This is a genomic window from Parabacteroides sp. AF48-14 (assembly GCF_003477465.1).
GTDB lineage: Bacteria > Bacteroidota > Bacteroidia > Bacteroidales > Tannerellaceae > Parabacteroides > Parabacteroides acidifaciens.
This window is the reverse complement of sequence record NZ_QUDI01000005.1, coordinates 37,542-61,752: the sequence shown is the minus strand read 5'-3', so window position 1 is coordinate 61,752 and position 24,211 is coordinate 37,542. Positions and strand designations below refer to the sequence as shown.

Here is a 24,211-nt window from a genome sequence, read left to right as displayed (position 1 = left end):
TTTGTAAAAAAGTCTGTTTATGCGATCCAAAGAAGAATATATAGAGTTGTTGCGAGATTATTTCCAGAATCAGGCAAAAGCTTACGGGGTAGTCCGAATGGCACTTTTCGGTTCTGTAGTCCGTAGTGAACAGACTAATGATAGTGATATAGATGTTGCCTATGAAGGGAAACCCGATATTCTCCTACGTTCTCGAATGAAACAGGAGTTGGAGGTTCTATTTGGCTGCAAAGTCGATATCATTCGCTTGCGTAAACAACTTACGGGGACTGCTTTTTTACAAAATATATCAAAAGACTTGCTTTATGTTTGATATTGCTCGCATTCAGACCTTGTTGGATCGAGTCGAGAGTGCGATCCTCTTAATTCAAAGTAAAGTTCAACAGATTTCAACTCCAGATGATTTTTTATTAGATCAAGAAGGAACTTTTCTTTTAAGTGGAATTTGTATGCAGCTAATCTTTATTGGAGAAAGTATTAAAACGATAGATAATAAAACATTACATGGTTATTTAACAAACTATCCTGATATTCCGTGGAATCAGATAATGGGGCTGCGTGATATCATAGCTCATGAATATCACCGGATTGATGAAGAAGAAATATTCAATATAATAAATACAGATTTGATATCCCTCTTGTCTACAGTCCGACAAATGAAAAAAGAATTGCCGAATTACCTATAATGCATGTTTATTCTTTAACCTGAGCATCGAAAAAAGTAATACAATCTGAGCAAGTAAACGGCAATCCGGAATTTGCATATCTCAATCCTTTTTCCTATATTTGACAAAAAGGAGGTAATGATATGGCAAATCCCAGGTTACCCGATATATCCGAGCAGGAACAGATTCTTCTGTATGAGAAGTTGAATACTTACAATCAGGGAAAAGCTTCTTACAAAGAGGCGGGATGCTATCTTGTTGTTCTTCCGACCGAAGGACATCCTAACTACAGCCTTTGGTTTTACACGCCGCTGCTCGACAGGCGTTCCTTCCTGTACATCGAAGACCTGAAACCCGGCATCGTCGCTTCGCTCCGGCTCGTGACGTCGGAACTGTGGTATTCCAACCGGTGCATCCTGATCACCAACTATAATGAAAAGAGGATGTCCACGCATGGCGACGACTTGGTTCCGTTCGGCAAATACCGCGGACATTTCCTGTATGAAGTCTCGAAGATCGATCCGGGTTATATCAACTGGATCGCTTGCAAGTTCACGGCGCGCATCCCGAAACAGGAACGGTTCGTCAAGATGGCACAAGCCTATAATATGGTACAGCTCGACAAGATGCTGAAAAAGAAACAGCAGACGCGCCCGCCAAGCCAGTATTTAGGAAAGCCGGGCGACAAGCTGACCGGCCTGACTCTGAAAGTGACCAAAGTCAGGTTAGAAGACGATCCGTACAAGACCGGTCTCGACGGCACGATCCCGCTCTTTTACGTCCGCCAGCGCCTGACGACAATCGACAGGGACGGGAATCTGGTCTGTCTCACGCTCCCGTCCAGGCATCCGAGCCGCGTATCCGGACAGTTGCCTTCGCTGGAACATGCCTACGAACCGGGAGAATTTCTCCGTATCGCCTCGGCCCGGATAGCGGCGACTTACGAGAGTTATGGCGTCAGGTACACGCGTCTGAATTATGTCAAGTTCAACAAATAATGTCTATCTTTGTCCCCGACAAAAGGACAAAAAGATGAAAATAGTTGCCGACAACACCGTTCCCTATCTGAAAGGGGTCGCAGAGCCTATCGCTGATGTAACATACCTCACATCCAACGAATTTACACCGGACCGGATTCACGATGCAGACGCACTGATCGTACGCAGCATCGACAAATGCACCCGCGAACTGCTCGAAGGAAGCCGTGTCAGGCTGATCACCAGCGCCACGATAGGCTTCGACCATATCGACACCCGCTATTGCGACGAAGTAGGCATCACCTGGAAGAACTCGCCGGGATGCAACGCCGTCTCGGTCGCCCAGTACGTGCTTGCCGGATTGATTACGACAGCACTTCGCAAAGGGGAAACACTTCAGGGAAAGACAATCGGGATCGTCGGTGTCGGCCATGTCGGGAAAGAGGTGGAGAAACTGTGCACAGCCTACGGAATGAAAGTGCTCCGCAACGACCCGCCACGCGCAGAGGCGGAAGGGGAAAGCGGCTTCGTACCGTTAGATACCATTGCCGCACAGGCTGATATCATCACGTTCCATACGCCTCTGACCAAGGAAGGCCGCTTTGCCACCCGTCACCTGGCGGACGCTGCATTCTTCGGGAAGCTCCGGCGCAAACCCTGGTTCATCAATGCCTCACGCGGGGCCGTCCACGACACGCAAGCCCTCTTGCAGGCCCGGAAGGAAGGAAAGGTTGGCGAACTGATCATCGACTGTTGGGAAAACGAGCCCCGCATCGACCGCGAACTGCTGGCGGCGGCAGCGATAGCCACTCCGCACATAGCCGGTTTCTCCGCCGACGGGAAAGCGAACGGGACGCGTATGTGCCTCGAAAACATCGAAGCCTTCTTCGGCGTGAAAGTGGAAAAGATAGGTGAAGTCGTGCCGCCCGCGCCCGCAAACCCCATAATCGACCTAAATGCATTCACCGGAAACCGGATCGAGCAGGCAATCCTTGCCACCTTCGACCCGCTCGCCGTGGACAAGGCTTTGCGCAAAGAGCCGGACAAGTTCGAATGGTTCCGGGCGAATTACCGCCATCCACGGGAATACCGGGCATACACAATCGCACACGCGACGCCGGGCGAAGCCGCACTGCTTCGGAATTTAGGATTCAGGATTCAATAATAACGCGTAATAAGACGTAATATAATGGCGCAAGACAAACTCGTTTCACCCAGCTTCTGCTACATTCTGGCAGCCAACTTTCTGCTGTTCTTTGCATTCTATCTGATATTGCCGATCCTGCCGTTTTACCTGCAAGATCAGTTCAACGCGGACAGGTCGATGATCGGGTTTATCCTCTCGTGCTACACCATTGCCGCGCTGTGCATCCGCCCGTTCTCCGGCTATCTGTTAGACACGTTTGCCCGGCGGCCGCTGTATCTGATCGCCTACGCCGTCTTCATGGTTATTTTTGCCGGTTATATGATTGCCAGCCTGTTGAGCCTGTTTATCGTATTCCGCATCCTGCACGGCTTCGCCTTCGGGATGGTGACGGTGTCGGGCAATACGATCGTGATCGACATCCTGCCCTCCTCGCGCCGCGGCGAAGGGATCGGTTATTACGGGTTAGCAAACAACATCGCCATGAGTTTCGGGCCGATGACCGGACTTTTCATGCACACCAGTTTCTCGTACGAAACGATTTTTGCCTGCTCGCTCGTCTCCTGTTTTCTTGGATTCATCATGGCCTATCTGGTTAAAACGCCTCTGAAGCAAACGATCAAGAAGGAGCCGATCTCCTTAGACCGCTTCTTCTTAGTGAAAGGGACCTGGGCGGGAATCTCCCTGCTATTGCTCTCCATTCCATACGGCATGACAACCACATACGTCGCCATGTATGCCGATGAAATCGGGATTTCCGTCAATTCGGGACTCTATTTTACCTTTATGGCGATCGGTCTGGCTGTCTCCCGGCTATTCTCCGGACGGCAGGTGGACAAAGGAAGGATCACGTTAGTTATTTCATTAGGGATGTATCTGGCAGCAGCGAGCTTCTTCGGGCTGGCGGCGTTGGAAAGGCTGATGCGGTGGAATCCGGGCTTTACCTCTTATCTGTATATCGGGATTGCGCTCTCACAAGGGGTTGCTTTCGGGACTATGTTCCCGGCTTTCAACACGCTGTTTGTGAACCTGGCGCCCAACAGCCAGCGCGGGACGGCGACCTCGACTTACCTGACCAGCTGGGATGTCGGCATCGGGATCGGACTGATGGCGGGCGGAAGCATTGCGCAAGCCTTCGGAGGGTTCAACCACGCTTACCTGTTCGGGGCATGTCTGACAATCCTGTCCACGCTATTCTTCCTGTTCAAGGCGGGTCCGCATTTCAACCGGAATAAACTAAGATAAGTTCTATTGTAATCTTTTTCCCATCCGGCAATAGACGCCGGCAGGAATCAGGCGCATCATGTAGGCCGCCCATTTCCAACGCCCGGAAATATAGGCGATTTTCTTCTTTTTACAGATTGCTTTATAGATATCGGCGGCAGCCTCATCGGGAGTCGACAGCCAGAAATGAATCGGATAGGTTTGTCCGAGCGCCGTATCGACAAAACCCGGACGGATATCGGTGACGGTGATCGGCAACCCGTTCACCTTCTGCCGCAGCCCTTCCGCATAATTGGAGATAAAGGCTTTCGAAGCATTATAAGCCGGAGCGATCTTACTTCCCCGGATACTGGCGACGGAAGACATCAGGACCAGATGCCCTGCTTTCCTGTTAATAAAATAGTGGGTTCCATACACGGCAAGATTAGCCATTCCCAGGACATTCGTTTCGATTGTCCTCCGCTCGATGGCGAAATCCAGTTCCCGGTCCAGATCGCCGATGCCTGAATTTATCATCAGCAAATCCAGGTCACCTAAGCGGGCTATCAGTTCCTTTAGCTGTTCGACAGACTGCTCCAACTGCATCACATCCATCTGCATGGCGACGAAACTGTCGGGTGCAGCCTGTTCCATCTCTTGCAGCAGTTCGATTCTGCGGCCCGTGATCCCGACCCGGTAGCCGTGGGCAGCTAAGCATTCGGCCACACTGCGACCGATGCCAGATGTCGCCCCGATTACGATTGCATTCTTACTCATGACCAAAACGTTCTATATAGTCGCACATATTCTCAATGCCCCGTTCGCTCCGGATCTGTTCGCCTAAAGCGGCGGCGTTTTTCTTATAGTCCGGGTTGGAGACCAAATCGTATATCTTGCGGTCCAGTTCCTTTTCCGACACTTTGGCAATCTTGACCCGTTCCGGGCCGAGGCCGAGCTGAAGGGTGCGATAAGCCCAGTAATGCTGGTCGACAATCAGCGGAGTGACTAATTGCGGACGGCCTGCACGCGCAACACTATGTGTCGTTCCGCAACCGCCATGATGGATCACGCCGTCGCAATGCGGGAAAATCAGATAGTGAGGCACAGGATGCTGCATCAGGTAAAGATGCTCGTCTGTCTGCATCGAAGCCCCGGTCTTAGCCCAGCCCGAACCGACGATAAGCCGGAAATCATGCCGTTTGCAAACCTTCAGCAACATCTCGCAGAAACGGTTCCGGTCTTTCGCGCTGCAACTGCCCAAGGTGAAAAACAGGACAGGCGTATCTTTCGCTTTCACAAAAGACATCATTTCCTGATAGGCCGCCTCGTCATATTCAAACGTATCGTTGAAGCAGTATCCGCCGACCTTCCAGCGGAACCGTTTGCTCCATTCCGGATCCGACTGGCCGAGGTACTGACTGTATATCATATAATTGTCCGCCGCCAACGCCGCGTTATGCCCGAAGTTCCGGATCGGAGGAAGCCCGTATTTCTCGCGGTTCAGGTTCACCGTGTCGCGCGCGGTAAAGTTCGACATCCGGTTCATCAGGAACCACAGCAGACGCGGCTGGAAAATCGGATGCGGCTTAGGAAAAGGAAAGACGGCGGGCGGAATCTTGTTTCCTGGCAGGAACGGCCCGTATGCCGTACGGATAAGCGGTTTATGGCAGTATTCGGCCACACTGGTCGCCGAAAATTCGGAGTTTGTCGCCACCATTATATCGTGTTCCTGCAACAGAGGGATCAGCTGCTCGAACTGTGCACCGATCGTATCGCGAGTCCACTTCAAGACAGTCTTCACACTCTGCGACTGCTGTTCGACACCGGCCATCATCCCGGTTATGTCGTCAAACGGATGCAAGACATAGTTCAGACCATATCCCTTGATTATATTCTCGAAAAGGTGGGGCAGGTTAACCGTCACTTCATGACCCCGGTTCACCAATTCACGGGCAACACCTAAATAGGGAAGCACATCACCTTGCGACCCCCTTGTAACCAGTAGTATTTTCATCGCGCTGTTCTTTTTTAGCTCCTGCCTTCCGTTTAAACAGCCAACGGACTAAAAAGGCGAGGAAGCCTAATAACATACTCATTAACATAATGGACAAAGAACGTATTTATCTCATTACCAATCAACATCCATCTTTACGATTCGTCATTCAGATTTTAATATTTGCCAATACTGTCCTTTTAGCTGTTCCGGTATTCTAACGGAGACATGCCGACATAGCGGCGGAAATATTTGTCGAAGAACGCTACATTGCTGTAGCCCAGTCCGATCGATATTTCCTTGATCGGCTGGTTGGTGGATTTCAGCTGGGCTTTGGCATCCAGGATCACGACACTGGCGATGATATCCAAAGCTGTCATTCCGGTTGTCTTCTTGATCACGGAACAGAAATGAGGCAACGTGATCCGCAGCTTACTGGCGTAGAAAGAGGCGCTGCGTTCCTTCGTATAATACTGCCAGACAAGTTGCACAAATTCGCGGGCAATCTCCTTGTCGCGGCTCAATACCGGTTCGCGCCAGGTACTGATCTTCTTGTACATATTGATGATTCCCTGGAAGATAAGATCGAGGATAGGCTTCAGGCTATCGGCAAACAAGATCGAATCCGGATCATTGTCGGCACGCACTAACAGGGCGAAAAAGTCTTTATAGATAGCCGCCGCATTCTCAGACAAGGGCACCGCCGGGTTCTCGATAATCGTCACAATCAGATTGGAGATCGTCCGGATAAAGTTGATCCCTTCCAGAAAGCGGGAGGAAAAGGCGACGAAACAGACCCGGGCATCGTCCGACACCTCATGGATCTGGATAAAAGTATTCGGAAGCAATGTGACAAAATCATTGGCACGGACTGTATATTCGCTCAGGTTAATCGTCAGCCGGATCGTCCCCTGCGTACAAAAAGCAAACACCCCGGCCTTTATCTTACAAGGGAAAAGCCCGTACATATTCAGGATATCACCCGTGATACCATCACCCACAATATAATCTTTCGGAATGTCAAATTTAGGCAAGTCAACGTCTATCTTCATATCACATCTTTTTGTCGTATCAAAAGTAACAAAATATACTTACCTCACCCAACATTCTTAAAAATAGAACATACATTCCCAAATATGGAGATTGTTTGGTTCGAACATAAGCCTGTTCTTTGTACCATCCTATAATTCGATAAAAAGAATACTCTATGAACAGAAAATTATCACTACGTTTTATTTGTGCCATAGCGATGGCTATCCTGTTGATATCCTGCGATGATGACGATAACGACAAAGGTCTCTCCCCGGCAGGCCTGAGCGGGATTTATTCCAATAAACTAAGTGCCCCGGCAAACGGCGACTCATTAGTTTTAAGCTACAACGGGAATATTTTTATCGGGAAAGACGTCGAATTCAAGACGGGAGACGGAAAAACAGCGGATCTCATTCTTAAATATGTACTACCGCACGACGGAGAGACGAAACTCGAAAACGTACCTCTTTCACCCGCCGCAGACGGCTATACATTTAGCGGAAGCGCAACCGCCGCAACCGGCACCGCCTTTCATTATCAGGGAAGCGTACAGAAAAGAAAGATGACACTCGAACTGTCGGACATCACCATTCCCGCCAACCAGCTGACGGCAAACGGGACCTGGTATATCGCCCACAACAATGCCTCCTATTATAATGTGGACAACGGCGGCATGCAAACGATGCTCGGAATGCTCTACAATATGATCGGCGGCCAACTCGTCGGCAACCTGATCAGTTCCGTCCTCGACGATATCACCTTCCGCCCGGACGGCAACATCATCGCTAACTACGCGCCCCTGCCCGACTCCGTCGCGATAGGAGACCTGATCGGCACGTATGTCAAGCATCCCGCAAGCGACTGGACCGCCTCGCCCGCCAACTTAGCGACCTGTTACGCGGAAAACAATTCCCTCTACGTCACTTTGCAAATCGACATGATCATCCGCCAGGTGATGATGAACAAACAGACGAAAGCCGACTCCGACCAGAGCGCAATGGAAAACGCCATCATGGCGGCTTACCAAAAGATCATCGGCTGGTCGACGACCGGCATCAAAATGGAGATTCGCCCGAGCAGCAACCCGGCACAAGGCGACATCATCCTGCTACTCAACAAAACGGAACTGCAGAAGCTGCTCACCCTGCTGCCCATTGTCAAAATGCTTATCCCTGCCGAGACGTTAGATGCGCCTGTCATGGATCTGATCGGCGACATGATACCGCCCCAGTTTGCCGGTCTCGCCGGCCTGCTCCTACAAGGCAAAACCGTCGGCGCGATACTGGACCAGCTGATCCAGGAACTGAACACAATTCCTATCGAAATCGGTATTTACTTATATAAGGACAAACCTAATTATTAAAAAAGCAATTCATCATGAGAAAGCTATATAGCCTGATTTTTTCATTGCTGCTCTTCACCGGGGCGGCCTTCGGACAGACATTGAAAGGACATGTCTATGACGCCGACAACAACGAACCGCTGGCCGGCGTCAACATCACATACAAGAAGATCAATGGAGACACGAACGGCACGATCTCGGACCCCGACGGAGCCTATGAGATCGCACTTCCGGAAGGAGGCGTGGACCTGCTGTTCAGTTACATCGGATACGAAAACGAACTGGTGCCGTTAGTACTCAACCGCGGCGACGTGAAAGTAAAGGACATCCGCATGCACATCCAGTCGAACCTGTTAGGCGACGTGGTGGTCAGCGCCGGACGTTTCGAACAGAAACTGAGCGACGTGACCGTCTCGATGGACCTCCTGAAAGCGGGCGACATCGCCCGGCAGGCGCCGACCGACCTGAGCTCGACACTCAACACGATGCCGGGCGTGGACATCAACGACCGGCAGCCCTCCATCCGCGGCGGTAACGGCTGGACCTACGGCGTCGGCTCGCGAAGCCTCGTCCTGATCGACGGGATGAACGCCCTGATGCCGGGAAGCGGCGTGATCAACTGGAACATCGTCCCGCTGGAAAACATCGAACAGGTGGAAGTGATGAAAGGCGCTTCCTCCGTGCTGTACGGTTCGTCAGCGCTGAACGGCGTGATCAACATCCGGACCAAACGGCCCAATCTGACACCGACCACCAGCCTCCGCGCCTACGTCGGCGTGTATGGCGACCCGGCGAATGAAGACTACCAGTGGAGCGACAAAGCTTTCTGGCGGGACGGGAAATACGACGTCGAGCCGTTCCTGCGCAAAAGCGTACTTTCCGGCATCCGCAACCCGCTGTATGAAGGGTTCGACGTGTCGCACGCACGGCGCATCGGCGATTTCGACGTCTCGGCAGGCTTGAACCTTTTCACCGACGAAGGATTCCGCGAACAGGGCTATAACAAACGCTTCCGTGTAGGCGGCAACCTGACGTACCACCAGCCGATGCCGGACGGCAAACTGCTGAACTACGGTTTCAACACCAACTATATGGCCGACAACTATGCCGACTTCTTCCTCTGGCGTTCGCCGAAAGAGGCTTACCAGCCCTCCGCCATCGCCAATATGGGACGCGAAGCGAACACCTTCTATCTCGACCCGTTCTTCAACTTTACGAATCCGAACAACAACACGTCTCACAAGATCAAAGCCCGCTTCTATTACCGGGGCGACAATATCGGACAGGGAACCAGCAACCAGAAGTCCATCCTCGACATCCTCGGCAATATGGGCACCGATGTCAACTCGATCACCGGCCTGGTGCAGAACATCCAGAACGGCGACTACAGCACCTTCTTCCCGGTCATCCAGCCGATCCTGCAAGGAGACTTAGGCGGGATCGTCAACGGGGCGACCAATATCCTGAACGGCATTTTCCCGACCGCGACGACCGGCGACTATTGCGACCTGTTAGCGTGGGTGATGAAAAACGGCCTTCCCACGGACCAGTCGGATCTGATCCCCTGGCTCTCGGGCGCGCTCGGAAACAAAACAGACAAACTGACCGATATCGATAAGAACTACACCTATTATGTCGACTACCAGTTCAACAAGAAATGGGACAGCGGCACACAGCTGACGGCAGGCGCCACCTACGAGCACATGAAAAGCGTCTCCAACATGACCGGCACGCACGACAGCGACAACGCCGCCCTGTTCGTCCAGTACGACCAGCGCTTCTTCGACCGCCTGGGCGTGTCGGCCGGTATGCGTGCGGAATATTACCGTGTGGACGACTACCTGCGCGAAGCCGACACGAAACTCTTCGGCACCCACATCCCGGTCAAGCCGATCTTCCGTGCCGGGCTGAACTACCAGCTTGCCGACTACAGCTTTATCCGCGCCAGCTTCGGACAAGGCTACCGCTATCCCTCTCTGACAGAGAAATACGCCCGCAAAGACATCGGCGGTGTCGGCGTCTACCCGAACAACCAGGTAAAAGCGGAAAAAGGGGTTAACGCCGAGTTAGGATTCAAGCAGGGTTATAAGTTCGGCAACCTGATGGGTTTCTTCGACGTGGCGGGCTTCTACACCCAGTACACCGACATGATCGAGTTCCGTTTCGGTATCTTCAACAACTCGACCTTCGAATATGTCAACGGCACGCGTGACTTCCTCAACATGGTCTCCCAAGGCCAGATGCCGGGATTCGGCGCCCAGTTCTACAACGTCTCGAAAGCCCGTATCTACGGAGCGGAGATCAGCACGAACGGCGTCTACACGTTCAACCCGAACACCACGCTGACCTACAATTTGGGATATGTCTTTATCGAACCGGAAGACGTCGACTACAAGCGCAAGAACGCAGAAGAAGCGCTCCTCGACGACCCGATGCGCATGAAAGAGAAATCCAACACGTCCAAATACCTGAAGTACCGCCAGAAACACACCGTAAAAGCCGTCCTCGACTTCCAGTGGAAGCGCCTGAGCTTAGGCACCAACATCGCCTGGAAGAGCAAGACGCTGGCCGTCGACTACCTGATGGTGGACGAACGCGAAAAATCGCAGCCGGAACTGATGGATTACATACGCTACGTCTTGTATGGCAACTCGGGCGGAGAAACGCTCACCTCCTATTGGATGGATCACAACACGCCTTACTGCGTGGTTGACCTCCGTGCCGGCGTGAAGATCACAAAAGAGACCTCCGTCCAGTTCATGGTCAACAACCTGTTCAACAAAGAATACACCACCCGCCCGATGCTGGTCTCACCTCCCCGGACGTTCGTGATGCAGTTGAATGTGAACTTCTAAACGAAAGAATAAGCGGCAAAAAGATCAGGTTGATTTCTTTGCCGCTTATTGTTTTTTTAAACAGTGATTATCAGGATAACTATATGATTTTTGTTTCAAAACCGAGGCAAGTTGTATCAATGATCATTTAAAAATCGGAACAAAGATCGACACCTGCAAGTCTCTTGTATCTGTATTGCCAACTACAGGATTCCAGTAAAGCCGTTTGAATCCGTTCTTATAAGACAGATCGACTTGAAACCAGTTGAAATCATAGCCTACTTTTACAACAAGAGGAATATCAAATTTATCATCTGTCATATTATTTTCGCTTGTCGTATTGAAATAGATCGTCGGTTCCACCCCGATTCCGGCTTTTAGTCCTTTCCATAACTTATAGCCCACGACAGCATTCAGCGATAATCCGTTAAATAATTTTGTTTTATCGTAAATAGCTCCGCCAAGTTGCTGTTTGCCGTAATCTATATTAGGGTCCATTCCTTGTTCCTGGTAAGCGATATTCACTCTTCTCGCTTGATACAACAAAGCTGCATCAATCAAAAAATGATTTTTAAATTCATATTGGAACTGATATCCAGCATTAAAACTGAAACGGTGATCCCAATTCAAATCTCTTTCTCCTGATAATAAAGGTGAATTAATTTTCGACTTGTGCATCCAGCTATCACCTCCACCAACTACAATACCCGATTTAAGCTGTGCATTGGATACTAAAGGAAGCAACAGCAGGCACGTAAATACAAATAGATAAATTGTTCTTCTCATGGCGATATTGTTTAGAATCGTAAAGCTATGAATTTACAGGCTCACATCCAAACGAATAGCTATAAATTTGTCATTATCAGCGTCATTTTCTTTTGACCTTTAAACACAGTCCGTCCCTTCTTCCGCACAAACCATTCGCCTCCGTTTTCATGCCTGTGTATTTCCACCGAGGGGGGCTTATTGTATAAAACGCATTTTTTAGACTCAAAATATATCCGAAACCAAACAAATGTTAATCTGCTTTTTCGGTCTCAAAAAGGGACTTTTCCGCCTTTTTTGAGCGTTTCCATCAATTACGACCGTCCTCTTTGCCATTATGACCGTGCTAATGTGTAGTGCACTCGGCACCTCGCGAAGATTAGCACGGTCGTAATGGCGATTTGGACGGTCGTAATCGAAAAGAGGACCGTTTTCATGGCAAAAAAGCCCCTAAATTTCCTTGAGATATTTGGAACGCCGTCCGTTTTGTTTTCAAATATTCGATTCTCCGGGAGTTAAGGTTTATCACATTGTCACTGTTTCTGCTTTCCGGCAATCAAATTGTATGCCTTCCGAGACGGACTGCGCACCTCGTTTTATCTATTGTCAGTTGAACAAGCTAAAACAGTGAAAAAAGTCAGTTCAAAATCGATCAAGATTTCAGATGAAATAGAAAAACGCCAGAAAAAGGGGTTATTGTATAATTCCTGTTTGCAGAAGGTTCAATAGCTTAATTATACAGACCGGAACCTCACCCACACAAAACGACAAAGCCCCGGAAGTGTTACCATCTCCCGGGGCTAATCTTTTGTATGCTTTCGTCCTTCACAGGGTTACCGGCTACATTGAACTTTTTAAATTCAATATACTTTAGTATTATTAATATTAAACTTGACCGCTTGTTCGCCTGTCACAGGGTAATTGGTGTTGATCGAGACGGACAGCCGTCCGTCTGTACAAACCCGCGCGGCCTGTTTTAGAATTATTTGATTATAATTTCATTCTTATTTTACGATTGCTTTTACAGCTTCTTCGCCTTCGATAGCTACAACTACTACACCGGCAGGTGCAGCGATTACAGCGTCGCTTGAAGTGATGACTGTGTTAGCGATTGTCTGGCCCAAGATGTTCGTGATAACAACCTTCTTGCCTTCAGCGTTAGCGATTCTTACAGCACCCTGTTGAGCGATAACTGTTACTTCAGAAGTAGCAATTTGTTCGTTGTCAGTAGCCATATCATCTTTGTTACCCTTTTCGATATTGAAGATCAAAGCATCGTCTTCACCTGTAATCTGGTCGAATGTAGACGGAGCACCAGCAGTACCGGACAATACGATACAACCGTTCTGCATCTTCAGCCATTCACCTGTAGTCGGAGCGATATCGCGTTCTTCTCCCTGAGATTCCATCAAGAATGCACGGTCTTCTTCTGCTTCGTTTGCAGCATTTTCAGGATCAACAAAACGCATTGACCATGTTACAAGTTTATGTTCGTCACCTTGCAGGTCTACAATATACTCTTCAGCATATTTCTTGTCCTTAACAGCTTTGTGGATTGCAGCAGTGTCGAAAGTAGCAGGAGTTACATCAGCAAACTGACCAGCCAGGATATACAGGCTATCACCCATGTGAACGGCTTTCACGAAACCGGCACGTGTATAACCCTTCCAACCGTAATCAGCACTCTTAGCAGCATGATCTACAGAATCTGCGAAGTTAACCAGGTATTTACCATAATGGAAGGCAGCTGTTGCCGGAGTTGCATGTGAACAAGACCATTTGTCTAACGGTTTGCCATCTTTGTCATAACCATGATTGTGTTCCAACGGACACGGTTCAGCGTCTTTACCCGGAGCATCGTCGCGATCGATAGAGATCAAATACTGAGGTTTGATGTTACCGCTCCAACGGTTTACGAATGCAGTGTCAACGATGAACGATTTACCGTCTTTCGTGAAGTCCGGAGTATAGATACCTAAGAAGTCGATACCCTTAACCTTGAAGTTTTCGTTAGCTTCAACCTGCAGGTATTCTTTACGATACTTTTCTACGAAACGCAATGTATCGGCAGCATCACCTGCGTTGCCTTCCAACTTCATAGAGTTGAAACGACGGTACAGAGGAGCATCGTATTTACCGATGTTGAAAGCAGATGTTCTCTGTTCGCTCATTTTCTGGTCTTCCAGGATAGCGGAAGCGTCGATAACACCGACTTTAGTGTATGATTCACTTGCAAGCGTACCCCAATCTTCATCCTGTTCAACAGCTACCAATGCATGATAATGTTTGTTGTTTGTCAGATCGTTTTCTTCCTTGAACAAGAAAGTAGAAGGAGTGCCGTAATCCGGAACTGTAAACATATACTTGTTTTCAGCATTCTTTGACAGGTAAAGTTTGCCCTTTGCTGTCGGAAGATATACCTGGTAAGCCTGTCTGCGTAATTGTTTCAAGCCAGCGATACGTTCTGCGATAGCAGGAGTTACTTCATAACCATAATCATAGATGTCTTCTTCTGCTTCAATTACAAACGGCTGAGTTCCATCCGTAGCCTGAGCCAAAGAGTCTTTTGCAGATTTAACGATATACTTGCTGTCTGCATAGTCGTGCAGATAGTTGAATGTATAACGGTTTACCAACAGAGAGTCTGCCTCGAAGTTCTTATAACCTAACAAAGTATCTGACAGGATAGCCAGGTCTTCGATCTGGACGAATTTCAGAGAGTCTGTAGTTTTAAGTACGTCTAAGAAAGCAGCACCAACATACAGGCAGCTTGCTTCGTCTTTCTGGTTCAACTGAACAGCAGAAGCTTCAGTTGCTGTAAACTCACGGTTTGTAATTGTAACCGTAGAAGTCTTTTTAGCTGTTTCAGAATAGATCTTATCTTTCAAAACAACCCACTGGTAAGCCGGCATATGAGCCACTTCCTGCAAACCACCGTTTACAGTTACCCATTTAGCTGCAGAAGTTGTTCCGTTTGTAGTGTTATAGATAGGAGCAGCCAGGAACTGACCAGCTTTGTTCTTGATGTAGTACAGACCGTCGTTGACAGAGGTAGCGGTGCTTTCAACAAGTGCGCCGGATACGTAGAACGGAAGATTTTCGGGTTTACTTGCTGTATAAAGAGTCAAGACATTTGCGTTATCCAACAAGGCATAAGATAAAGTGGTATAGTTTTTCTTTGTTTCATCCTTTTGTGTAGTAGCCCAATGAGTCAATCTACCGAATACTTCATCTGCCGGTTTAGCCATATCATCTTTATATTCCTTTAACCCATTAGCATTAACAGCTACAATTACGCTATCTTTAAATAAGTCACGTGTAAATTGGAACTCGAATGCTTCCTGAGCAAGACCGCCCTTTTTAGCCAAAGAGTCTAATGTTGAAACTACGCCAGCTGCACTTGTTACTTTACCTGCTGATGTAGTCAATTTATACCAAGTGTCTTTATTAATGGCAACACCATCATAAAACGCAGTATCAACATTGGCAAATGTAAAAGAAGGCTTATTGTCAGAACCGATTTTGTTCAATACAACATAATCTGTAGTTGTAGCAACCATACCGGTTGTCGATGTACCATAAACAAAGTTTGCGGCATTAGTATTAGTTGAACCACCTGTCGCAATTGTTTGTGCCTGCCACTTAGCACCAGCAAAAGGATTGCCTTTCAAGGTCTGACCTGCATCAATTGTGAAGTACTTGTTAGCACCTTCACCTAATACGTTCAAATCTTTAGCTGTAAGAATCTGAGTTCCTGGTTGAACTGCCTGAACCTTAACTTCTGAAGCACCAGAAACAAGACCAGCACCAGTAGCAGTATTAGCATATTTTACAGCAAATACCTCACCGCCAGTTGTCAGTTGATACAATTTCATAACAGAGTCCTTGTGGAAATAAGCTGCAAGTCCCACAACATCTGCAAGTTCAGCAGTTGCATCCTTAGTTGTAACCCAGCTCCATTCAGTTTCAACATCGGTCATCTGAAATGCTTTGTCACCAGTAGTAGGAAGATCAACATTACCCGCAGAAATATCAATCGCATTTGCAGGATCAAAAGAAAGAGTCATACCTTCCGCCTTGTTTGTGAAGACAAAACGGTTAGCACCGGCAACAGCATTAACTTTAATGCTCCAAAGTTCCTTGTTGACAGCAGTGTTGTCTGATTGAGCACTGCTTACCTTACCATTAGCCATAGAAAGAACAGTCGTAGCAGCACCAGAATTCTGAACTTGGGCAGTAGACAGTACATAATAACGAGAACCATTCGTCAACTGCTCAATCTTAGTTGCGACATCTACAGTGATACCGGTAGCAGCAGCATTCGCAGCAACTGAACCGACCAGCAGAGCGCCGGTCAAAAGCGTAGAAAACTTTTTGTTCATAATTTAATAATTTAATTAGTAATAAAACTTATGTGTTATATAATGTATAGCATCTCGTGAATGTTAACGATTGTATTTTGACTACAAATACGTACGTTTTTTTTCGTCATTTTGCTTTTGCCTCCTATCTTTTTTATTCCCAATCAGTTACAAGTTAAAAACAGGTCGTTTTTACCCCTAAAAAACGGGCTTTTTCGCGTTCTCCCGTCTTCGCCCATATATTTCTTATTTATAATCACTTACACCCCTTTCATTCAAGTAGTGCTCGAAGTGCAAATTTGTTGTTTTTGAAGGGATAGCGCGAGAAAGGGGGTAAAAGAGGCAATATTGGCTTCTGGACCAAGAAGCCAATTTCTGAAAATAAATTTGTAATATTGCAGACCATAAAAAACGAATCGCAATATGGACCTTTATACCCGTATATCCATCCCCAAAGCTCCGTTTGCATTTTCCTATACGGAACAAACGGTTTTGTTAGGTTCCTGTTTTGCCGAGAATATCGGGAAGAAGTTGGAGGAGAACAAATTCAAGACGGACCTGAATCCGTTCGGTACGCTCTACAACCCTTCCTCCATAGCCGAAGCAATCCGTATGCTGTTACATCCGGAACGTTTTACGGGCGACGATCTTTTCCGGCACGAAGGCGTTTACCATAGCTTCAGCCACCACAGCCGCTTTTCTTCCCCGTCGGAAACGGAATGCCTGGAAAACATCAACGGGAGACTGTTCAGTTCAGCCGAAATAATCAGGAAAGCACGGCGGATGATCATCACGCTCGGCACAGCTTGGGTGTACAGGCTGAGAAGCACAGGGAAAATCGTTTCCAACTGCCACAAACTGCCGGAGAAAATGTTCGATCGCCAAATGCTGTCGGTCGACGAGATTACGGCGGAATGGAAAAGCCTCCTTCTCTCGCTATGGGAACAGAATCCGGAGCTGAAAATACTGTTTACCGTCAGCCCGATCCGCCACTGGAAGGACGGGGCGCACGGAAACCAGTTGAGCAAAGCGACCCTGTTGTTAGCTGTCGAACAACTGCAAAAGGACTTTCCGGAACAGACCGCCTACTTCCCTGCCTACGAGATCATGATGGACGAATTGCGGGATTACCGTTTCTATGCGGACGATATGCTGCATCCCTCTCTGCAGGCGGTCGAATATATCTGGGAACGGTTCACGGAAACGATGCTCTCCCGCGAGACACAGGCAATCCTTAAAGAATGGAAGGATATACAAAAGGCCATTAATCATAAGCCTTTCCAGCCGGAAAGCGAAGCCTATAAGCACTTCATCTCGCAAACTTTGTTAAAGATGGAACGACTTAACGAGAAATTCCCTTACTTTGATATGACAAATGAGATAGCAGTGATTAAAAAGAAGTTCTAAACCTAATTATAGAGATAGAAGAATGGAATACTCAATAATAGAAATCGCCGGAATCATCGGAGCTGACGCCAAGAAGTTACATGACGACCGCATCAGCATCTTGCTTACCGATAGCCGTCGCCTTTCATTCCCGGAACAAAGTCTTTTCTTTGCCCTCCAGACTAAAAGCAACGACGGGCACAATTATATACAAGGATTATACAAACTGCGCGTACGCAACTTTGTTGTCAACGAGGTATTGCCGGAATTCGAGTCGATGCCCGAGGCCAACTTCCTGGTTGTAAAAGACTCGATGAAAGCTCTCCAGAAGCTGGCCATCCACCATCGGAAACGTTTCAACATCCCGGTGATCGGCATTACCGGAAGCAACGGCAAGACGATTGTAAAAGAGTTCCTTTACCAGCTGTTGCATAACGAGTTCAACATTGTCCGTTCACCCCGCAGCTATAACTCACAGTTGGGTGTGCCGCTGTCCGTATGGCAGATGAACGACAAAAACACGTTAGGTATTTTCGAGGCGGGTATCTCGCAGCCGGACGAGATGGAACGCCTGCAACCGATCATTGCGCCGACCATCGGTGTGATCACGAATATCGGGGAGGCGCATCAGGAGAACTTCATCTCTTCCACACAGAAATGCCTGGAGAAACTCATGCTGTTCAACGATTGCGAAGCTATTATCTATGATGGAGACGACGCCTTCATCGCCAACTGTATCGAATCGGCTTGCTTGTCCCATAAGGCAATCACCTGGAGCCGGAAAGACTCGGAAGCCCCGTTATACATCGAATCGATCAAGAAGAAGGAGTCGGAAACGATTATCCGCTGCACCCTCTTAGGCTTCGACCGTACTTATACGATCCCGTTTACGGATGATGCTTCCATCGAGAATGTGATCCATTGCATGGCCGTGATGTTGTATCTGAAACCGACCAGTGTAAACGACGCCGAGAAGTTCAAGCAACTGGAACCGGTCGCCATGCGGTTGGATGTAAAGCAGGGCATCAACAACTGCCTGTTGATAAACGACACTTACAATTCGGACATCAACTCACTGGACATCGCGCTCGATTTCCAGCAGAGCCGGCGCGTAGGCAAAGATATGAAATGCACGCTGATCCTTTCGGACATCCTGCAGTCGGGCACATTGCCCAAATCCCTTTATAAGAAGGTAGCGGACTTGGTAGGCCGGAAGAAGATCGACCGTATCATCGGCATCGGACGCGACCTGAAAGAATACGGGAACGTGTTCGATATAGAAAAGGAATTCTACCTCTCGACGGAGGACTTTATCCAATCCGCGTCGTTCAAGAAGTTCAAGAACGAACTGATCCTGATAAAAGGCTCTCGCCAGTTCCATTTCGAACGTATCTCCGAACTGTTGGAGAAGAAGGTGCACGAGACGATTCTGGAAGTCAACCTGGACGCCATCGTCCACAACTTCAACTATTACCGTTCGAAGCTGAAACCGGAAACTAAAATGGTCTGCATGGTGAAAGCCTCGGATATGGAGCCGGCTCCTATGAGTTGGCCAAGACGTTGCAGGAGCATCGTTGCGACTATCTGGCTGTTGCCGTTGCCGACGAAGGAGCGGAGTTGCGCAAAGAGGGGATTTCTATCCCCCTGATCGTGATGAACCCGGAATTCAGCAGTTTCAATGTCCTGTTCGAGAACCAGCTCGAACCGGAGGTGTATAGTTTCCGCCTGCTCGACGCAATGATAAAGGAGACGGAGCGCAGGGGCATTACCTCCTACCCGATTCATATCAAGATCGACACCGGCATGCACCGTCTGGGATTCCAGCCGGAAGACGTGCCCGAGATATGTGAACGCCTGAAGAAACAGAGCGGTGTTGTAGCCCGCTCGGTATTCTCGCATCTGGTGGGCAGCGATTCTTATGTATTCGACGATTTCACTAAGAAACAGTTAGAGACATTCACCAAGGCGGCTGGCGAGCTTGAAGCGGGCTTGGAATACAAGGTAATCAAACACATCCTGAACTCGGCCGGCATCGAACGCTTTACCGATTATCAGATGGATATGGTGCGCCTCGGCATCGGCCTGTACGGTGTCAGTGCGTCCGGCCAGAAAGGGTTGCGCAATGTCAGCACGCTAAAAACAACCATCCTGCAGATACAGAACGTTCCGGCGGGCGACTCGATCGGCTATAGCCGGATGAGTTACGTGAAACGCGATTCCCGCATAGCCATCATCCCGATCGGATATGCCGACGGCCTGGACCGCCATTTCAGCAACGGAGGCGGTGAGGTTTCGATCAACGGGCAGCGTTGCCCGATTATCGGCAATATCTGTATGGATGCCTGCATGATAGATGTCACCGACATCGATGCGAACGAAGGCGACACCGTTATCATTTTCGGCGAGGAACTTCCGGTCAGCGAACTGTCTGACAAGCTGAAGACTATACCGTATGAGATACTGACCTCGATATCGCCCCGTGTAAAGAGGGTGTATTACAGAGAATAGTTATTTGATTTTCGCCCAGGGATATTTACGGAGGAAATCAAAGTCGACTTTACAGCAGGCAAAGCGATCGTCACCGGACTCTTGTTCAACCACCAGTTCTTCGAGGCCCGATTGCTTTGCCAGCGCAAACAAGGCGTCGAAATCGACATCGCCCTTTCCCAACTCGCGACTACCGGAGTTTATCTTATGGTCAGTCGCGTGCCAGCAGGTAAAACGGCCCGGATATTTCTTCAGATAAGCGACACAATCGGCGCCTGCCTCCAAAGCATGTCCGAGGTCGAACTGAAAGAAGACAAGGGAAGGATCGGTGTTCTGGATCAGGTAATCGAAGATAACATTTCCCTCGACCGTCTTCATCTCGGCGGAATGGTTATGGTGTCCGAACTTGATGCCCGACTTCTTGCAGACTTCCCCTACCCGGTTGTAATGGTCGGCCAGTCGCTTCAGATCGTCCGTCGTTTTTGTTGCCGGCAACCAGGACTGGATGGCACGTTTTGCTCCGGCGGCCTTCAGCTCGTCACAACATTTCTTCCAGGAGTCCCATTCTTTGGCTCCCGTATCAGCAGAAAGGATAGCCGACCCAGTATGAGTTCCGGACAGGGTCATTCCCATCCCGTCCAGGATAGAAGAGACCTCTTTCAACCTTTTCCCTAAGAACAGATTGCCGTCAAAACCGTATGTTTCGACAGAGGAGAAGCCGATGTCCGACAGTTTCTGCAAGCTGCCGGTAAAGTCTTTGGCAAGGTCGTCTTTGACACTGTACAGCTGTATGCCGACCCGGTTACGGTTTTTCTTCATCGATTCATTCACAACCGGCATCGCCGACAACGGCAACTTCTGTAACAAACAACAGGAAGCAAAGAGGGAAGCACCTTTCCCGATAAAATCACGTCTTTTCATGGTCTAAATAATTATTTAATATATGGATAATGTTGTATTAGAGACGACTGTACGAGTAGACAAATATAAAGAATTATTTGGAAACGCGCTTTCTCAAGCCGTCGAAATAAGGCAAACCTTTGTGTATCTTGCACATTTTGCGTACTTTTGTGCCGTAATATATAAATAAAAGGTATGAGTCATAATTTATTGAAAGGCAAGCGAGGCATCATATTCGGAGCACTGAATGACATGTCCATCGCCTGGAAGGTGGCTGAAAGAGCCGTAGAAGAAGGAGCGACAATCACGCTGAGTAACACGCCTATCGCTGTCCGCATGGGACAGGTGGACGCCTTGGCTGAAAAGTTGCACGCCGAAGTTATTCCGGCAGATGCTACGAGCGTAGAAGATCTGGAAACTGTATTCTCTAAATCAGTAGAAATATTAGGAGGTAAAGTAGATTTCGTTTTACATTCCATCGGTATGAGCCCGAACGTGCGCAAGAAACGGACGTACGACGACCTGGACTACGGAATGCTGGAAAAGACACTGGATATCTCCGCCCTCTCTTTCCACAAGATGTTGCAGGTGGCCAAGAAGCAGGATGCCATTGCCGAATACGGTTCGGTGATCGCCCTCTCTTATGTGGCCGCTCAGCGTACCTTCTTCGGATACAACGACATGGCGGATGCAAAGAGCCTGTTAGAATCTATCGCCCGCAGCTTCGGTTACATCTACGGCCGTGAAAAGAACGTACGTATCAACACCATCTCACAGTCTCCGACGCTGACAACAGCCGGTAGCGGTGTGAAGGGCATGGATCACCTGCTGGACTTTGCCGAAAAGATGAGTCCGTTGGGTAATGCCACGGCCGACGAATGTGCGGACTATTGCGTCATGATGTTCTCCGACCTCACCCGCAAGGTAACGATGCAGAACCTCTACCACGACGGTGGCTTCTCGAGCATGGGCATGAGCCTTCGCGCCATGAACCAATACAGCAAAGGTTTAGAAGAATATACCGACGAAAACGGACACATTATTTACGGGTAAACCGTAAATAAATTGACAATTAACAATGGACAATTGACAATTAAAGCACAATACATTGCTGTCAACAAATCAAATTGTCCATTGTCAATTGTCAATTGTCAATTTTCAATTATAAAGCCATGCTTGTAAAAATATATCCCGAAAACCCCAACCTCAGGGAAATAGACAAGGTAGTCGGCATCCTGCGCGACGGCGGTCTTGTGATTTATCCGACCGATACGGTCTATGCCATCGGTTGTGATGCGTTGAATGTACGTGCAGTCGAAAAGATCTGCCAGATGAAAGGCGTCAATCCGCAGAAAAGCAACCTCTCCATTATCTGTTACGACCTGTCCAACCTCAGCGAATATGCCAAGGTGAGCAATGCAGCGTTCAAGCTGATGAAGAAAAACCTGCCGGGCGCTTTCACCTTCATCCTGCCTACCAGTAGCGAGCTGCCGAAGATTTACAAGAACAGGAAAGAAGTCGGAATCCGTGTGCCGGACAACAACATCATCCGTACGTTAGTGGGAGAACTGGGCAATCCGATCCTGACCATGTCCGTGCACGATGAAGACGACATCATCGAATACAGTACCGACCCGGAACTGATCGAAGAGAAATATGAGAACCAGGTGGATGTCGTGATCGACGGCGGTTACGGAGGGACAGAAGCCTCGACCGTTGTGGACTGCACGACCGACGACTTCGAAATCATCCGCCAGGGAAAAGGGGAATTAATCTATTAAGCAACAAAACAAGATGAACTGGAACCAATTACTCTCCGGCAAACGCTTCGGCATGGAGGAATATCACGAACGCAAACACGAACGTACCGACTTTCAGCGGGATTACGACCGCCTGATCTTCTCCTCCCCTTTCCGCCGCTTGCAGAACAAGACGCAAGTCTTCCCGCTACCGGGCAGTATCTTCGTGCACAACCGTCTGACACATAGTCTCGAGGTGTCCTGCGTAGGACGTTCTTTAGGCAACAATGTAGCCAAAGGACTGATGCAGAAATACCCCGATGGAAGCGTCAACTTCCCGGAAATAGGCTCCATCGTTTCCGCCGCCTGCCTGGCGCACGATATGGGTAATCCGCCGTTCGGACACTCCGGCGAACGGGCGATCTCGGCTTACTTCTCCGAGGGAAACGGACGGAAATTAAAGGAACAGATACTTGAAGAGGACGGGCGTTACGACGACTTCCTCCACTTCGAAGGCAACGCCAATGCCATGCGCCTGCTCACCCACCAGTTCATCGGACGCCGCAAGGGTGGTTTCGCCCTTACCTACAGCACGCTTGCTTCCATCATCAAATATCCCTATTCTTCTGTTTATGCCGGAAAGAAAGGCAAGTTCGGTTTCTTCCAGTCGGAGGAAGACGCTTATCTGCGCATTGCCGCCGAGTTGGGCATTTGCCGGAACCCGGAAGACGCCGACAAATTCGTCCGCTACCCGCTTGTCTACCTGGTGGAAGCGGCCGACGATATCTGCTACCAGATCATGGACATCGAGGATGCCTGCAAACTGCATATCCTGACAACGGAAGAGGCCATCAACCTGCTCCTGAACTTCTTCGAAAGCGAGCGGCTCGATCATATCACCCGCGTCATGAAGATGGTGGACGATACAAATGAGCAAATCGCCTATCTACGCTCCTGCATCATCGGACTGCTGGTTGACGAGTGTTCCCGTATCTTCCTGGAAAACGAAGAGGATATCCTAAACGGGACCTATAACACGCCACTTATCGACAACATCTGCGACCAGGCGAAGAAAGCCTATCAGACCTGTTCGGACACCGCCTATAAAAAGATATACCGCGCCAAAGAAGTGTTAGACATCGAACTGGCCGGTTACCACATCTTCAGCCACCTGATCGACACCCTGACGGAAGCCGTCATGAACCAGGACCACGCCTACAGTAAACTCCTGTTGCAGCGCATCCCGGAACAATACAACACGAACGCACCCACCGTCTACGGCAAAGTGCAATGCGTACTCGATTATATTTCAGGTATGACGGACGTTTACGCCCTCGACTTGTATAGGAAGATCACAGGTATGAGCTTGCCGGCGGTATAAAG

The 24,211-nt window shown here is 48.9% G+C and carries 17 protein-coding genes and 1 pseudogene; 12 read left to right on the top strand and 6 right to left on the bottom strand.

Annotated elements, in window-relative coordinates; all coding sequences use genetic code 11:
* The first annotated feature begins 19 nt into the window (after window positions 1-19).
* The 5 genes from DW083_RS03680 (at window position 20) to DW083_RS03660 (ending at window position 4,031) form a co-directional block, all read left to right on the top strand.
* Window positions 20-313: a nucleotidyltransferase family protein gene (locus tag DW083_RS03680; RefSeq protein WP_122331471.1), complete on the top strand. Its 294-nt coding sequence runs from the start codon at window positions 20-22 to the stop codon at window positions 311-313.
* Entirely contained in the window at window positions 306-686 is a 381-nt protein-coding gene (locus DW083_RS03675; protein WP_122331470.1) for a DUF86 domain-containing protein, read from the top strand. Before DW083_RS03680 ends, DW083_RS03675 begins: the two co-directional genes overlap by 8 nt.
* A 122-nt stretch (window positions 687-808) precedes the next feature.
* Entirely contained in the window at window positions 809-1,663 is an 855-nt protein-coding gene (locus DW083_RS03670; protein ID WP_122331469.1) for a hypothetical protein, read from the top strand.
* A gap of 34 nt (window positions 1,664-1,697) precedes the next feature.
* Window positions 1,698-2,807: a 4-phosphoerythronate dehydrogenase PdxB gene (gene pdxB, locus DW083_RS03665; protein ID WP_122331468.1), complete on the top strand. Its 1,110-nt coding sequence runs from the start codon at window positions 1,698-1,700 to the stop codon at window positions 2,805-2,807.
* A 24-nt stretch (window positions 2,808-2,831) separates the two neighbouring features.
* On the top strand, window positions 2,832-4,031 hold the full coding sequence (locus tag DW083_RS03660; protein ID WP_122331467.1) for an MFS transporter: 1,200 nt from the start codon (window positions 2,832-2,834) through the stop codon (window positions 4,029-4,031).
* 3 nt (window positions 4,032-4,034) lie between these two features.
* Here the strand turns inward: DW083_RS03660 and DW083_RS03655 are convergent, their stop codons facing one another.
* The 3 genes from DW083_RS03655 to DW083_RS03645 all read right to left on the bottom strand — a co-directional run bounded on the left by DW083_RS03655 (window position 4,035) and on the right by DW083_RS03645 (window position 7,034).
* Window positions 4,035-4,766 carry an SDR family NAD(P)-dependent oxidoreductase gene (locus tag DW083_RS03655; protein ID WP_122331466.1) on the bottom strand — a complete coding sequence of 244 codons (732 nt, stop codon included), beginning with the start codon at window positions 4,764-4,766 and terminating at the stop codon, window positions 4,035-4,037.
* The gene (locus DW083_RS03650) at window positions 4,759-6,003 is read right to left on the bottom strand and encodes a glycosyltransferase (RefSeq protein ID WP_122331465.1); all 1,245 of its coding nucleotides are present in this window, start codon (window positions 6,001-6,003) and stop codon (window positions 4,759-4,761) included. Before DW083_RS03650 ends, DW083_RS03655 begins: the two co-directional genes overlap by 8 nt.
* 179 nt (window positions 6,004-6,182) lie before the next feature.
* Window positions 6,183-7,034 (bottom strand): AraC family transcriptional regulator, encoded by an 852-nt coding sequence (locus tag DW083_RS03645; RefSeq protein ID WP_122331464.1) that lies wholly within the window; start codon window positions 7,032-7,034, stop codon window positions 6,183-6,185.
* Window positions 7,035-7,189: 155 nt separating this feature from the next.
* Here DW083_RS03645 and DW083_RS03640 point away from each other — a divergent pair, with 155 nt between their 5' ends.
* Together DW083_RS03640 and DW083_RS03635 are read left to right on the top strand one after the other, a co-directional pair.
* A complete protein-coding gene (locus DW083_RS03640; protein ID WP_122331463.1) occupies window positions 7,190-8,377 on the top strand; it encodes a DUF4925 domain-containing protein in 1,188 nt (395 codons plus the stop codon).
* A 14-nt stretch (window positions 8,378-8,391) separates the two neighbouring features.
* On the top strand, window positions 8,392-11,211 hold the full coding sequence (locus DW083_RS03635) for a TonB-dependent receptor (protein ID WP_122331462.1): 2,820 nt from the start codon (window positions 8,392-8,394) through the stop codon (window positions 11,209-11,211).
* Window positions 11,212-11,334: 123 nt separating this feature from the next.
* Here the strand turns inward: DW083_RS03635 and DW083_RS03630 are convergent, their stop codons facing one another.
* Window positions 11,335-11,976: an outer membrane beta-barrel protein gene (locus DW083_RS03630; protein ID WP_233551743.1), complete on the bottom strand. Its 642-nt coding sequence runs from the start codon at window positions 11,974-11,976 to the stop codon at window positions 11,335-11,337.
* Window positions 11,977-12,959: 983 nt separating this feature from the next.
* Window positions 12,960-16,337, bottom strand: coding sequence for a DUF6383 domain-containing protein (locus tag DW083_RS03625; protein ID WP_122331461.1), 3,378 nt, complete (start codon window positions 16,335-16,337; stop codon window positions 12,960-12,962).
* Between the two features lie 402 nt (window positions 16,338-16,739).
* Between DW083_RS03625 and DW083_RS03620 the strand changes: the two genes are divergently transcribed.
* Window positions 16,740-17,723 (top strand): GSCFA domain-containing protein, encoded by a 984-nt coding sequence (locus DW083_RS03620; protein ID WP_122331460.1) that lies wholly within the window; start codon window positions 16,740-16,742, stop codon window positions 17,721-17,723.
* Between the two features lie 22 nt (window positions 17,724-17,745).
* Window positions 17,746-20,210, top strand: a pseudogene (locus tag DW083_RS03615) (bifunctional UDP-N-acetylmuramoyl-tripeptide:D-alanyl-D-alanine ligase/alanine racemase).
* On the opposite strand, the gene DW083_RS03610 reads toward DW083_RS03615, so the two are convergent.
* On the bottom strand, window positions 20,211-21,110 hold the full coding sequence (locus tag DW083_RS03610) for a sugar phosphate isomerase/epimerase (RefSeq protein WP_122331459.1): 900 nt from the start codon (window positions 21,108-21,110) through the stop codon (window positions 20,211-20,213). It lies immediately after the preceding pseudogene.
* A 174-nt stretch (window positions 21,111-21,284) separates the two neighbouring features.
* Here DW083_RS03610 and DW083_RS03605 point away from each other — a divergent pair, with 174 nt between their 5' ends.
* The 3 genes from DW083_RS03605 to dgt all read left to right on the top strand — a co-directional run bounded on the left by DW083_RS03605 (window position 21,285) and on the right by dgt (window position 24,209).
* The gene (locus tag DW083_RS03605) at window positions 21,285-22,142 is read left to right on the top strand and encodes an enoyl-ACP reductase (RefSeq protein WP_122331458.1); all 858 of its coding nucleotides are present in this window, start codon (window positions 21,285-21,287) and stop codon (window positions 22,140-22,142) included.
* Window positions 22,143-22,261: 119 nt separating this feature from the next.
* Window positions 22,262-22,870 carry an L-threonylcarbamoyladenylate synthase gene (locus tag DW083_RS03600; protein ID WP_115500349.1) on the top strand — a complete coding sequence of 203 codons (609 nt, stop codon included), beginning with the start codon at window positions 22,262-22,264 and terminating at the stop codon, window positions 22,868-22,870.
* A gap of 13 nt (window positions 22,871-22,883) precedes the next feature.
* Complete coding sequence (dgt, locus tag DW083_RS03595) at window positions 22,884-24,209, top strand: dGTP triphosphohydrolase (RefSeq protein WP_122331457.1); 1,326 nt, start codon at window positions 22,884-22,886, stop codon at window positions 24,207-24,209.
* The last annotated feature ends 2 nt before the right edge of the window (window positions 24,210-24,211 follow it).

Coding starts and splice junctions, on each gene's coding strand:
- DW083_RS03660 (WP_122331467.1), top strand. CDS start 2,832: ATGGCGCAAGACAAACTCGTTTCACCCAGCTTCTGCTACATTCTGGCA.
- DW083_RS03620 (WP_122331460.1), top strand. CDS start 16,740: ATGGACCTTTATACCCGTATATCCATCCCCAAAGCTCCGTTTGCATTT.
- DW083_RS03625 (WP_122331461.1), bottom strand. CDS start 16,337: ATGAACAAAAAGTTTTCTACGCTTTTGACCGGCGCTCTGCTGGTCGGT.
- DW083_RS03605 (WP_122331458.1), top strand. CDS start 21,285: ATGAGTCATAATTTATTGAAAGGCAAGCGAGGCATCATATTCGGAGCA.
- pdxB (WP_122331468.1), top strand. CDS start 1,698: ATGAAAATAGTTGCCGACAACACCGTTCCCTATCTGAAAGGGGTCGCA.
- DW083_RS03655 (WP_122331466.1), bottom strand. CDS start 4,766: ATGAGTAAGAATGCAATCGTAATCGGGGCGACATCTGGCATCGGTCGC.
- DW083_RS03650 (WP_122331465.1), bottom strand. CDS start 6,003: ATGAAAATACTACTGGTTACAAGGGGGTCGCAAGGTGATGTGCTTCCC.
- DW083_RS03670 (WP_122331469.1), top strand. CDS start 809: ATGGCAAATCCCAGGTTACCCGATATATCCGAGCAGGAACAGATTCTT.
- DW083_RS03680 (WP_122331471.1), top strand. CDS start 20: ATGCGATCCAAAGAAGAATATATAGAGTTGTTGCGAGATTATTTCCAG.
- DW083_RS03640 (WP_122331463.1), top strand. CDS start 7,190: ATGAACAGAAAATTATCACTACGTTTTATTTGTGCCATAGCGATGGCT.
- DW083_RS03600 (WP_115500349.1), top strand. CDS start 22,262: ATGCTTGTAAAAATATATCCCGAAAACCCCAACCTCAGGGAAATAGAC.
- dgt (WP_122331457.1), top strand. CDS start 22,884: ATGAACTGGAACCAATTACTCTCCGGCAAACGCTTCGGCATGGAGGAA.
- DW083_RS03630 (WP_233551743.1), bottom strand. CDS start 11,976: ATGAGAAGAACAATTTATCTATTTGTATTTACGTGCCTGCTGTTGCTT.
- DW083_RS03675 (WP_122331470.1), top strand. CDS start 306: ATGTTTGATATTGCTCGCATTCAGACCTTGTTGGATCGAGTCGAGAGT.
- DW083_RS03635 (WP_122331462.1), top strand. CDS start 8,392: ATGAGAAAGCTATATAGCCTGATTTTTTCATTGCTGCTCTTCACCGGG.
- DW083_RS03610 (WP_122331459.1), bottom strand. CDS start 21,110: ATGAAAAGACGTGATTTTATCGGGAAAGGTGCTTCCCTCTTTGCTTCC.
- DW083_RS03645 (WP_122331464.1), bottom strand. CDS start 7,034: ATGAAGATAGACGTTGACTTGCCTAAATTTGACATTCCGAAAGATTAT.